We start from the raw sequence: 11,606 nt of genomic DNA, 5'->3' as shown, positions 1-11,606 counted from the left end.
CTGTGCGTTTTCGGACGCTTGGACCGTCAGCAATAGGCTGACACTTCCGCTTTCAATTTTGAACAGGTCGAGCGTCTAAACGCTGGATCGGTCCAGTGCGCATTCAAAATGCGTCCCGTCTTATGAGCTGCCCGCTCATGTGCAAAGCTCACGGAGCGGTTGGGCAATTTAACGGGTTCGGTCGGTCGGCGTTGTTGCCTTAATAGTGATGGCCGGTTGCGGAGGTCATGAAGATGAAAGGCGCTAAGGCCCGCGACTCCCGTCCTTCTGACCGCCGGGTATTCGGACGCGGTCCGACAGCTCATCCCGATAATGGTTTGCCGCTCATCGAGAAGCCATACGGAATCCCGACGATGCGAAGTTCGCTGCGCGGACCAAAGTAATAAGGAGGCGGGCGATAGACCGGTCCATAGTAGATCGGAGGCCCCGCCGCAGCGGCAAGTGTTCCCGCAACAAGCCCGAGAGCAACCCCCGGGCCTATCCCGGGACCGCCCCAGTAGTGATGACGCCAATGAGCCGATGCCGGCGCAATCGTCCCGATGAGGAGCGTTGCTGCCGCGACGATTCCAAGAGCAAGCTTTCTCATGTCATTTTCCTTTCCTATACTCCGCAAAGGTGGGCGGCTTTGTTCCCTTTCTGAGCTTACGCTTCGCCAAACCGCTGTCCGGCTAGAGGTCAAGCAGGACCGTGAGCGGCCACTTCAAGTCCTTCTTGCGCTTTTGGCGAAGCACGATTCGGGGGCCTTGCCAGCACCGCATGTGAGAGGTCGTCATCTGTACCTTCCCAAGTACGTGCTTGCGACAAGTTACGGATAGCAGACTGTTCTTCAGCTAATCGCCGGACAACGAACTGACGTTCCAGATCCGTGAGATTGGTCTGCAGAATCCGCTTGTAGCGGCGGATACTGTCTCGATGCGTCTTTATGGACGCAGCTCGCAGGTCCGCCTCTCGCCGCAGACGCGCCAGGTGGGTTACCGCCGGAGCGATGGCGGCATGGCTATCGGCCTCTCCATTTCCGGCCGTCATTCGTTTCGCCGCTCCGCCTCGGGGTGGCGGATCGTCATCATCCAGGCCGCGCAGCGCGCTGAGAATTTCGCTCAATTGGAGTGGCGTCGTGTGCCCTGGAATCATTCTCAGCATGGGCGAGGATTCGACTGCATACATATCGGATGCCCAAGCCGATAGAATGGCCCGCTTTTCGTCGGAACAGAGCTTCGGATCTTTGAGAACCGCTGGAACGGAGCGGTGATGCGCATCGGGGCGAACTGCATCGATGCAACTTGATCATGAACGACACACTTCATCTTCCCCTCCTTCTCCTTTCATTGGGGATTAACTTGCAGGTATTGTCGGCAACTGATTGCCGCCTTAAGTTGAAAATCAGCTAGGCGGCGCGCATCTCTTGGATCTGCGGACCACCGCCGATGGGAATGCGCCGAGGCTTCATGGCCTCTGGAATTTCCCTTACAAGCTTGATCTGTAGGAGACCATTCTCGAATGTCGCGCCTTCGACCTTGACGTAGTCTGCGAGATTGAAGGTCCGCTTGAACTGGCGCGCCGAAATACCCTGATACAGGTAATTCTTGTTGGCCGCTGTCGCCTTGCGTCCTTCAATGGAGAGCACGTTGTGTTCGGCCGTCACCGCAATTTCATCCGGCGAGAAACCGGCCAGCGCCAGTGAGAGCTGATAGCGGTCTTCAGACTGCCGCTCGATGTCGTATGGTGGATAGTGATCCTCGCCTTTGTTGCGTTGCGCTGCATCAACGAGGTCGAGAAGGTGGTCGTATCCGATAGTGGATCGCCACAGGGGTGTAAAATTATAAGCTCTCATAGCCAAATCCTCCTTGGAGCAAGATGGATACGAGCGGACGTCGGACACCGGCCGGCGCCCGTCTCAATCCTCGAGCCCTTCTAGCGCTCGAGACCGCTTCTTCAGCGGCAAAAATCGACTTAGAAAAATGGGTGCAGATTTCAAGCGGACCCCGAGATAAATTTTAGTGCCTCAATCGCATCCGGCTTCCGTGAGGGTTTCTCGCTGATGGCGTGCTTGTCTTCCTAGTGACGGGCGCTGTTGTGAGGCTCCCTCTTTTTCGTGATCTCGCGGGGTGAGCTTCGGCGGTCCGTGCGCTGGGCAGCGGCCGGCCTTTTGTTGACCGCTTCATTCGCCCATGCCCGAGGCCGGGTCGGTTCGGCGGCGGTCGCGGTGGTCATGATGGTCTCAGTCAGCAGTGTCTCGTCGGTTAGACCAAGATGGAAGGCAGATTGTCGTGTATGAGAGTCAAGCTTGTATCTCCTTCACCCCCAACCGCTGCACGAGATCCATAACCGGTCCAGGAGAGCGGATGCGGCTCGATTATCGCGAGTTCGTCCTCTTGACGGATGTTGAGCTGCACCCAATGCAGCCAGCTTTCATTATCTGCCGCCTCGGCGGCGAGAGCGGACTTGCGAGCTTTATCGATAGGGGATTCGAAAACATCCGTCACTAACGCGGATCATCATCTAAGTCCGACCGCGCGTCCGCCGTTGTCCGGCGATTGGCCGACTGATTAGCTCAAAACCCTTGGGAGCTGCAGATCCTGACTTCTGATTTGCAGCCAGGCGCTGAAATAGCCGCCTGCGGCGCTTTTAGCAGGCTGCGGTCGAACTTCATCGTTGCGCTTTACGACGCATAGGGGCGCGCTATCGGTAAGGTGGTGCAGCTCCTCGGTTTTATGCATCCTTCCATTTGATCGAGCAACCAAGAGACGGGTTTGATCAGCCGGTGCCACACCTGCCCCCGCAATCGCGCACATGGCCTTTGAGGAGCTCTCGGGGCGCCTCCGCGCGGGGTGGAGTTTTACGACCCTCGTCGAGCCGCCCGCGATACTGGAGCTTGCGGTCGGCGCTGTAGCCGAAGAAGTCCGGTCACACCGCCCCATATGCTCGCGCGGCTGCTTGGGTCTCGTCGTGCAGATAAGGAAACGGGAAATTATGAGTTTTGGCGAAGTTCTTCATATTCCCAAATGAATCTTCGGGATGGCTCGCCGCATCGTTCGAGCAAATCGCCACAAAACCAACGCCCGGGGACATACCCCGCGCCTGAGGACAGATACTTTGTACGCGACTTACGTTTGTTCTATCTGCCTCACAGAACGAGCATGTCAATCTACCACCGTGCTTCGCTTCCAAGACGCCCGTCAGCTCAGCTCACGCGCAGGGCCAGCACCATGATCGCTCAGTAGCGATGCCGCCTGGAGACGACTGGCAGCCTCTGCGATGGGTGAGCCACGCCACAGCAGGAAGACTAATGATGTTTCCGAGCATGCGACGTGCCCTTTAACTGGTTAACAAGCGACGAGGGGAGCGGCCGCTTTTCAACAATATATCCGTGGCAGCCCTCCTCGCCGCACTTTGGTCCGCTGCAGCAATTGAAGGTGCAAACCTTTCCGCCGCACTTTTGTTCGCATCCAGATGCGTGGGTATCTCCGACGCCTCCGCTTTGAAGCTGGACACCACAGATCGCAATGACCTGTCTTGCAGTTATTTTTGTCGCTGACGCTTCGCCTGTAAAAAGCGACAGTGCGATACAGGCTGACATCAGGGTGATTTTTCGCATCAAACTCCTCCTATTGGGTCGAAGGCTGGGATTATTCACTCGCGGGCGTTCCAAGCATTAACAACGGTCCGCCGGATTAGAGGAGAGGCTGCACGATCTGGCGTGCTGTTCGGCGCTAGTGGTGCCGAGGTCAGTCGCTTGGGTTCTTAGGCTCTTTCGATCAATTCGAGCGCCTAAAGCAGATACTGCTTTGCGACCTCGGCGTCGGCACCGAGATTGTATTGCCGAGCCACCGCGTCCAATGGACGCTGAAACGTATCTGATGTTCGGGGTCCCGCTGTCCGGCTCCAGACCCAGCAACTGCTTGAAATCAACTATCTTTCCCTTTGCTCGAAGTTTATCCGCCCACTTTTTTGTAGCGTCCATCAGTGCCTTCCGGGCAAGATCACAAAATTCGAATCATCTTGATGCTTAGTGTCAATCGAAGGAGCTTTGCGTCGTTTGACAGAATTTTTGTCCTCGAGCGGATGTGGCGATATCGCGAAGAGTAGAAGCAATCCTACCAGATGCATTCTGACTCGGTCAGAACCGTAATATTCCGAACATGAAAAGCAGCGCCACCGTGACTGCCGTCGAAATTAGCGCCGATCCGAGACAGCCCAGTCGGTTCGAGAAGAAGAAAAACACGTTGGCCTTTATAGACAGGGCCGACCTTGATCTGACCGCAGATTATGGTGAAGCACACCACCGTCCGACCACCGATCTTGAGACCGAGTATGTCGCCGCTCTCCGCGCGGTTTGGTAACCGTCCAAAAGATGGAGGTCGGGGCGCACGATGGACCTCCCTCTATGACGAGATTGTAACGTGCGCGGGTTCGTCGCGGCAACATCCTCATGTGGGACGCGGCTCTCGATCCGAAAGATACCGAGCCTATCGGCTTTGATCGTTGCCTAGGCAGCGGTTCTTAGGGATTGGTCTCGGGTCATCCAGAACAAGGCGGGCCTGCTGCTAAGCACCAGCAGGCGACAGACGTGCGTCCTCACCCGTAGCGCCCACAGTCCGATCACTTAACCATAGTTTCTTGGCGGTAGGAACTTGCACCCGCGGTTGGCGGGCGTCGGCGGTAGAGGTTGGTAAGCATCACCACTCATTATGCTACTTATCGCGACGAAGCCGATGCCATCTTGGTAGCGCGGCGCCTTTTTGCATTTGCCATTCTCGCGGCCGAGCCAGAAGATTTTATGGGGGCAATATTGCGCATTTTTAGTTTTATCGACGTCGAGCGCGATTTCTTGTTCGCGGCAGCAGCTGCTTTTGCTGAGGCGCGTGCTGCGTCCGCTTCCCGCTTGGCCTTTTTGACGATACCGCTGATCGCCGGCGCAAGCGATACGGAAACGGCAACGTCCGACTGATTCCGAGACAATCCCTCGGTGCCTTCGCACGATGCCCGAGCAGGAAGCTGTTGTGCCATCTTTAAGGTTTTCGATTCCACTGCCCAATTCGCTGCGGAGCTGCCGGTGATTTTCCGGACATAGGTTTGGGTCTCAGCCGGCAACGCTTCTTTGCGCGCAAGCCAACCTCGAACGCGGCCGCTACCCGCATTATAGGCTGCAGCGGCCAGCCCGAGATTGCCAAACTCGTCGCGGAGCCGACGCAAAAAGCGCGCCGATGCCGGCAGCGCCTTTAGCGGATCGAAGGGATTATCGAGACCAACCTCGCTCGCTGTACGCGGCATAAATTGCGCGACCCCCTGGGCCCCCGCAGGGCTGGTTTCGTTAAGCCTGAATTCGCTCTCTTGCCAGATCAACCGGGCAAAGAACGCGATTGGAATATCGCTGGCTTCGGCAGCAGCCGCCAACGTCAGACAGAACTCCTCAATCGACAGTTGGGGTCCGGATGATTCATCTCTTGTGATTTCTGGTATTATGATTCCTGGCCGAGGCGCCGCTGGGGTGATGTCAGCGAGACCAGCATCAAGCTCGCCACCGTTCGACGCGGACGATTCCAATACGAGCTTTCCAAGGAAAACCGTCGGCAACGGCTGCGGTGACCAGGGGTATGTCAGAAGATCCAGCCTCTGAATGTTTGAAGTCCTCACGACCCGCTCGGAACCTAAAAAAGGTTCAAGGCACAGTAATAGAAGGGCGAGACAGCTTGCCGTCGTTCGTCGCATCAGGCGAATTCGCCTCATTTGGTCGCAACGGCGAATACACCGATAGCCGGGGCAGATTCATGGGCAGTTTGAGGCAGTTTTGGGATTTGTGCGTCACGAGAGTCTTCTATGCAAAAGTTCGATACCTCGGCGCAATGTCGGCGATCTGTTGGGGCTCAGTCTCGACGGCCAGATAAACTCGTGCGAACGATTGCCAATTGAGCCGATGGACAGCCGTCAAGGCCAACGGGGCTGTCGCTTGTTCCACGCTCAAATGGATCGTTTAACCCCCGACGAGAGAAACGACATCTCGGAATAACCTCACTGGGAGCCGACAAAATTCTGTCGATACTGGCCGATCGCATCTATCGGCATCTTTTTGCGACGCAAGTCATCGCCTTGATCGTCATGGGTATGATGACCGTGGCACTCAGCCTATTGGCTTTCGATACCCTCACAAATCACGCCCTACGGGGCGGGCAGGGCAAGTTCTCCTCACGGGCTATTCAAGCTTCACATACGGAGCAGTTTTTTGTCTTGCCTACGGGTACATCTTCAATAAGGTCCGCCGCTAGCTAGGCCAAAATACTCAGACGGAAAGCACTGAAATATTCTTCCGATCGTATGACGCGGTCTTGAATCCAAGCGCGTCTATGATCTAGTCTCGTTACAGGGGATAGGCAGACTCCCCGATCAGACGGTTTCCGTCCAAGCTCTGCGCGGCGCTCGATTTATCGAGGGGGTTGCGCGTGGACGGAATCAAGCTCTTCATTTCCCTTTACGTATTGCTCTGTTCGGATGCCGAGCCAATTGTTGTTGGCTTTGGGCGGTTTCGATTTTGCAAGTTCGCGCGGGCTACGAAGTTTTGCTCTTCGCCGATCTTCGGAAAGCGTCGAGCAATGGCGAGACGAATTTCCGGACGGCCGCCAAATATTCACCCGTTGCTTCATGGCGATAGGCAGGGAGTTGCAACCCTGCGTGTCATGGGCGTTAACGCACCCCAATGTGATGGGCTTCTCGCGTTCCCGTGCCTTGGAGCCAACACCCCCGGCGAGCACGACGTGTCGAGACGCGACCTCGTCATCTACCGCGCGCTGTACAAATGGTGTCGTCTCGAGGGCCAGAAACAGCACCCTGGGTTTGGACATCACGGTGGAGAATGTCCATGACGGCGTTAACGACCATTGAAAAACCTCGTCCTCTGCCGAAGCATGGCGTGTCTCTTACTGAGGCGATTCCTGTCTGGGTCCGCATAGCTCTACTTAGTTTCGGTGGGCCCGCCGGGCAAATCGCCGTCATGCATCGCGTCCTCGTCGAAGATAAGCGATGGATTTCCGAGGATCGATTTCTCCATGCGTTGAGCTACTGCATGTTGCTGCCGGGCCCGGAAGCACAACAACTTGCGACCTATGTCGGCTGGCTGATGCACCAAACTGTGGGAGGCTTGCTGGCAGGCGGCCTTTTCGTCGTCCCCGGCATCATCTCGATCATGGCACTGAGTTACGTCTACGCTGCGTTCGGCAACGTTCCAATCATCGTAGCACTGTTCTTAGGATTGAAAGCCGCCGTTCTGGCGATCGTCCTCGAAGCCATGATGCGGATCGGCAAGCGGTCCCTGAAGAACCGCGTCATGAAGGCGCTCGCGGCAGTGGCGTTCGTCAGCATCTTCTTCTTCAACGTGCCATTTCCTATTATCGTTTTTGGCGCAGCATTGATTGGGTTTCTCGGCGCTGACTTGGAAATCAAAGCATTCGAGGTTACGGCTGACCACGGATCAAACAACGACACAGGCAACACCGCCCTCGTTGACAGCCTGCTCGGCGAGAGTCAGCCGGAACATACCCGACCAGCCCTCCCCCGCTTTCTGCGCGTAGCCGCAATCTGTTTGGTGCTTTGGCTCATTCCCGTGATTGTGCTGCTCGCATGGCTTGGATCCGAGAATGTCTTCAGCCAGATCGCCGTGTTCTTCAGCAAGATGGCAATGGTTACGTTCGGCGGCGCCTATGCCGTGCTTGCTTATGTCGCCCAGCAGGCCGTCGATCGCTATGGCTGGTTGAAGCCAGGCGAAATGCTGGACGGCCTCGGCATGGCGGAAACCACTCCTGGTCCCCTCATCATGGTCCTGCAATTCGTAGGATTCATGGCGGCCTATCGTGATCCCGGCACGCTATCGCCGATGCTGGCGGGGACACTAGGCGGATTGCTTGCCACGTGGGTCACGTTCACCCCATGCTTCCTTTGGATCTTCCTCGGCGCGCCATTCATCGAAGTCATTCGGGGAAACAAGACCCTGGCGTCCGCACTCTCCGCCATCATAGCTGCAGTTGTGGGGGTGGTTCTCAATCTTGCCGTCTGGTTCGCGATCCACACCATCTTTCGGGAGACCATTCCGGTTCACGGATTGCTGGTGAATTTCGACGCGCCGAAACTGGCGAGCGTCGATCCATGGGCGCTCGGACTATCAGCCGCGGCCGCGATTGCGATCTTCCGATTCAAGATCGGCATGATACCGACGCTTGGCGCCTGTTGTGCCGTCGGCATCGGTCTCCATCTCGCTGGGGTGTTGAGGTGATGACCAAATCAAAGAGGCGCAATACGGATCAGGGTCTGAAAACAGGATTTCCCTTTCAAATGGAGATGAACATGCGAGCACTATTTTCGGCTTTTCTTGGTGGCCTTATCCTTGCCTCAACCACATTAGCCAATGCCCAAGACATTGACTGGCAAACGGTGGATTCGACGCTCGGCCGCAAGGCAGCCATATCCGGCGACGTTCATCGTTACGGTTTTCCGAGAAGCGATCTCAAAGTGACCCTTGATGGGGTTTCGATCGCACCCGCCCTTGCACTCGGTGGCTGGCTTGCGTTCAAACCCGATCACGGTGGCACCATGGTCATGGGCGATCTCGTCCTTCTCGACACCGAGATTAATCCAGTGATGTCGAAGCTCATCGAGGGTGGCCTCGAAGTCACAGCGATTCATAATCACCTGCTTCGGGCAACCCCCGCGACCTTCTATCTGCATGTCGGGGGACATGGAGACGCGGTGAAGATGGCCTCCGTCCTCCACGACGCTCTCGCCGAGAGCAAAACCCCACTTGCAGCACCGACCGCTGCGGCTGCAACGCCTCCCCTCGACCTCGACACTGCTCAGATCGACCAGATCATCGGTGCGAAGGGACATGCCAATGCTGGCGTCTATCAGATCGGCGTCGCCCGCCGTGACGAAATTACGATGGACGGGATGGCGATCGCCCCCGCGGGGCCAATGGGCTTGGCCACTGGGGTCAACTTCCAGCCAACCGGCGGCGGCAAGGCAGCAACCACCGGCGATTTCGTGCTGACAGGCGACGAGGTGAATCCGGTGGTCAAGGCATTGCGCTCGGGTGGCATCGAGGTGACGGCCATCCACAGCCACATGCTGGAAGAACAACCGCGACTCTACTTTCTGCATTTCTGGGCGCACGACGACGCGATCAAGCTCGCGCAAGGTCTTCGATCCGCTATCGATAAAACTGCGAGGAGGGCAAACTAGTATCGCGATCAGCGTTTAGAGCGTGGCCTTGGCTCTCATAGATGCCGGCTTCGCTTTAGAGCCGTCGTAGACCTGCTATTTCCTCTTGACGCGCAACAAGGCTGACATACACGGAGGGAGTCCATCATGATCAAAGAGCTGTTCGAAGGTGTGAAAGACACGCTCGCCCAGACAACGAGCTTCAGCCTGGATCATCAAAGCCGTTTCCTCTGCAATACCTTGCAAGAGGCTTTTGCCAGCACGGGCCAGGTCATCGCCGGACGAAAGCGCGACTTCGACGTAATCATCATCGGCGGCGGCACGTTCGGCTCCGTCGTAGCAGAGCATCTTTTCGTCAACGATACAACGCGCAGCCGCCGAATCCTCGTGCTCGAGGCGGGACCTTTCGTGCTGCCCGAGCACGTCCAGAACATGCCATTTCAGGGGGGCGCGCCGAACTTCCGTGTGCCGTGGGTGAATCACTCATCGCTCACGTACGGCGGATTGGTATATGCAATTGGCGGGCGATCATTGACGTGGGGCGGTTGGTCGCCGGAATTGCTCGACGCGGAGTGGACCACCTGGCCACAGTCGGTCCGCGAAGCGCTACGCCCTGCACCTCCGGCTAATCCGGCTGGGGGCTATTTCGCCAAAGCCAGCCGGCAGATTGGCGTAAAGGAAACCAACGACTTCATCTATGGGCCGCTTCACGTCGCACTCCGTAGACAACTTCATGCAGGGCTCAAGAAGCCCGGCAATGAAACAGGATTTACGTTTGCGGATCTTCTCGATCATCCGGCAGTGCGCTATCCTGATCCCGGTGAACCACCCCTCACAGCGGCGATGCTTCGAGAGTGGCTAGGTTTACCTGCCACGGACGGCACGCCGTTGGCCGAGTTGCACGAGCTTTTTAAGCTGGAAGCTCCGCTAGCTGTCTCCTCGACGACCCTGCCGGGTCAGTTTCCGACCAACAAATACAGCGCCGTCCCCGGGCTAATTCGTTCTGTTCGGCTCGCTGGCACCGAGGCCGATGGCATCGACGTCCGATGCGTTGAATCGCGGTGATCTCGCGCCCTTCTTCGCTCACGCTCTGAAGGAGCAGAACGGCGACAGCGACGCTTCGGGCCTGAACATCGAAGGCATCGCAGTGCATGGTTCGCGCATGTATGTCGGCTTGCGGGCTCCGCTCATCGGTGGCAAAGCTGTGATCGTCGTCGCGAACGTGGACAACCTTTTCAAGGACGGAAAGGAGCGGCTCGCAGGACCCTTTACGGAACCGATGCTGGTGTCACTCGGATCACATGCAGGGATAAGGGATCTGGCGGCTCTTCCGGATGGACGGCTTCTTATTCTGAGCGGACCGACACTTGACCAGGCAATCGGGTCGCAAGTTTTTCTATTTGATCCGGAAAAGCCCGAAGAAATTCCGAATCCGGTTGCCGCGATCGACGGCTCTTTGGGAAAGCCCGAAGCGATACTTTATATCAGTCACGATAAGTCGAACCTGAAATTTCTGGTTCTGTCGGACAGCAGCCCTAACGGATCCCCGGTTGAATACTCGGTGTCTATAGGTCCGAAAAATTTGAGATAAACGCCGCGATGTTTCCGGTCCGAAGACACGTGACGACAGGCGTAGGGAAGCGCACTTCAGGCGTTTTCGTCATAAACGAGAAACTTTTGTGTGCCCAAAATTGACAACGCGCGTATTCTTTTTTCAGGGCACCTTGTTTCTCTTGCTCGACGGTTTTTTGCGATCACAGCGCGTTACGATTATTGGACCTTTTAAATTTACTTCCGAAATGTAGAAGCGATCAGAAGCATATCTGACGGGCATGGCTTCCAGGCTGGAACGGCGCGGCTGCCCAAGCAACGCAACTGGTTCTTGTGGTTGGCCTAGTGACGTTGAGCTTTACTCTTCAACATCATAGTCTTCGAAAGACTCACGCGAAATCGTGTGGATGCGCGGTGCGCGCGGGCGATCGTCATCGTCCTGGACGGGGTGCGTAACCACCGCGGCGCGCGTAACCGGCTCGGCAGTGATTACGCTGGTTACGCTCTGCGGCTGCTGCGGACAGATCGTGCTCGACTCGGTCTGATCAATAACCTTGGGCTCTGGAAGGCGCGGGCGAATGGCGTGCCCGGAAATTTGCTCGGCGAGCAATCGAAGCGGACTGTCGGTAGCCTCGTTGTGCTCGATCTTCTGCTTGTGCTTCCAGCGATCCGGCGCGCGGTTCGTCAGCCAAAACTCTCCGGCGCGAGGATCGGGCGGCATGTGCTCGAGGTACGGCGCATAGACCGGCTTGCTCGCGCTGTCAACGGCGGAGCAAAACCAAGCCACGGAGGCGGAGTAAAAGCAGGCCAGTCTGGGCGCGGCAGAGGCCGCTCGCGAAGCGCGCTTTTCCCTA

10 protein-coding genes and 3 pseudogenes are annotated in these 11,606 nt (G+C 57.0%); 6 read left to right on the top strand and 7 right to left on the bottom strand.

Translation table 11 applies throughout. The features are described from left to right. Positions 1 to 301: 301 nt before the first annotated feature. From GGQ85_RS15515 to GGQ85_RS15495, 5 genes and pseudogenes are all read right to left on the bottom strand, one after another. Complete coding sequence (locus GGQ85_RS15515; RefSeq protein WP_309775257.1) at positions 302 to 586, bottom strand: hypothetical protein; 285 nt, start codon at positions 584 to 586, stop codon at positions 302 to 304. A gap of 89 nt (positions 587 to 675) precedes the next feature. Continuing rightward, positions 676 to 1,026, bottom strand: a complete 351-nt coding sequence (locus GGQ85_RS15510) for a hypothetical protein (protein ID WP_309775256.1) — start codon at positions 1,024 to 1,026, stop codon at positions 676 to 678. Positions 1,027 to 1,384: 358 nt separating this feature from the next. Next, on the bottom strand, positions 1,385 to 1,831 hold the full coding sequence (locus GGQ85_RS15505; RefSeq protein WP_309775255.1) for an Hsp20 family protein: 447 nt from the start codon (positions 1,829 to 1,831) through the stop codon (positions 1,385 to 1,387). A gap of 1,073 nt (positions 1,832 to 2,904) precedes the next feature. Continuing rightward, a complete protein-coding gene (locus tag GGQ85_RS15500; protein ID WP_374708903.1) occupies positions 2,905 to 3,069 on the bottom strand; it encodes a redoxin domain-containing protein in 165 nt (54 codons plus the stop codon). Positions 3,070 to 3,818: 749 nt separating this feature from the next. Beyond that, positions 3,819 to 3,970, bottom strand: a pseudogene (locus GGQ85_RS15495) (SOS response-associated peptidase); the annotation flags it as partial. Positions 3,971 to 4,157: 187 nt separating this feature from the next. Here GGQ85_RS15495 and GGQ85_RS15490 point away from each other — a divergent pair. Both GGQ85_RS15490 and GGQ85_RS15485 read left to right on the top strand, forming a co-directional pair. Beyond that, entirely contained in the window at positions 4,158 to 4,340 is a 183-nt protein-coding gene (locus tag GGQ85_RS15490; protein ID WP_309775254.1) for a hypothetical protein, read from the top strand. Between the two features lie 326 nt (positions 4,341 to 4,666). Next, a complete protein-coding gene (locus GGQ85_RS15485; protein ID WP_309775295.1) occupies positions 4,667 to 4,948 on the top strand; it encodes a hypothetical protein in 282 nt (93 codons plus the stop codon). Between the two features lie 146 nt (positions 4,949 to 5,094). Here GGQ85_RS15485 and GGQ85_RS15480 read toward each other — a convergent pair. Continuing rightward, positions 5,095 to 5,709, bottom strand: a pseudogene (locus GGQ85_RS15480) (lytic transglycosylase domain-containing protein); the annotation flags it as partial. 1,144 nt (positions 5,710 to 6,853) lie between these two features. Between GGQ85_RS15480 and chrA the strand changes: the two are divergent. The 4 genes from chrA to GGQ85_RS15460 all read left to right on the top strand — a co-directional run bounded on the left by chrA (position 6,854) and on the right by GGQ85_RS15460 (position 10,792). Continuing rightward, entirely contained in the window at positions 6,854 to 8,260 is a 1,407-nt protein-coding gene (gene chrA / locus GGQ85_RS15475) for a chromate efflux transporter (protein WP_309775253.1), read from the top strand. A gap of 71 nt (positions 8,261 to 8,331) precedes the next feature. Further along, the gene (locus GGQ85_RS15470; protein ID WP_309775252.1) at positions 8,332 to 9,222 is read left to right on the top strand and encodes a DUF1259 domain-containing protein; all 891 of its coding nucleotides are present in this window, start codon (positions 8,332 to 8,334) and stop codon (positions 9,220 to 9,222) included. Between the two features lie 126 nt (positions 9,223 to 9,348). Next, entirely contained in the window at positions 9,349 to 10,266 is a 918-nt protein-coding gene (locus tag GGQ85_RS15465) for a hypothetical protein (RefSeq protein ID WP_309775251.1), read from the top strand. After that, positions 10,232 to 10,792 (top strand): DUF6910 family protein, encoded by a 561-nt coding sequence (locus GGQ85_RS15460; protein ID WP_309775250.1) that lies wholly within the window; start codon positions 10,232 to 10,234, stop codon positions 10,790 to 10,792. Before GGQ85_RS15465 ends, GGQ85_RS15460 begins: the two co-directional genes overlap by 35 nt. Before the next feature lie 318 nt (positions 10,793 to 11,110). Here GGQ85_RS15460 and GGQ85_RS15455 read toward each other — a convergent pair. Further along, positions 11,111 to 11,606 (bottom strand): annotated as a pseudogene (locus GGQ85_RS15455) (hypothetical protein); the annotation flags it as partial.

It is taken from the genome of Nitrobacter vulgaris, from assembly GCF_031453995.1.
Classification (GTDB): domain Bacteria; phylum Pseudomonadota; class Alphaproteobacteria; order Rhizobiales; family Xanthobacteraceae; genus Nitrobacter; species Nitrobacter vulgaris.
The sequence above is the reverse complement of the archived record's forward strand: the minus strand, read 5'-3'. Positions and strand labels throughout refer to the sequence as shown.

Coding starts and splice junctions, on each gene's coding strand:
- GGQ85_RS15515 (WP_309775257.1), bottom strand. CDS start 586: ATGAGAAAGCTTGCTCTTGGAATCGTCGCGGCAGCAACGCTCCTCATC.
- GGQ85_RS15510 (WP_309775256.1), bottom strand. CDS start 1,026: ATGACGGCCGGAAATGGAGAGGCCGATAGCCATGCCGCCATCGCTCCG.
- GGQ85_RS15505 (WP_309775255.1), bottom strand. CDS start 1,831: ATGAGAGCTTATAATTTTACACCCCTGTGGCGATCCACTATCGGATAC.
- GGQ85_RS15500 (WP_374708903.1), bottom strand. CDS start 3,069: ATGTCCCCGGGCGTTGGTTTTGTGGCGATTTGCTCGAACGATGCGGCG.
- chrA (WP_309775253.1), top strand. CDS start 6,854: ATGACGGCGTTAACGACCATTGAAAAACCTCGTCCTCTGCCGAAGCAT.
- GGQ85_RS15470 (WP_309775252.1), top strand. CDS start 8,332: ATGCGAGCACTATTTTCGGCTTTTCTTGGTGGCCTTATCCTTGCCTCA.
- GGQ85_RS15465 (WP_309775251.1), top strand. CDS start 9,349: ATGATCAAAGAGCTGTTCGAAGGTGTGAAAGACACGCTCGCCCAGACA.
- GGQ85_RS15460 (WP_309775250.1), top strand. CDS start 10,232: ATGGCATCGACGTCCGATGCGTTGAATCGCGGTGATCTCGCGCCCTTC.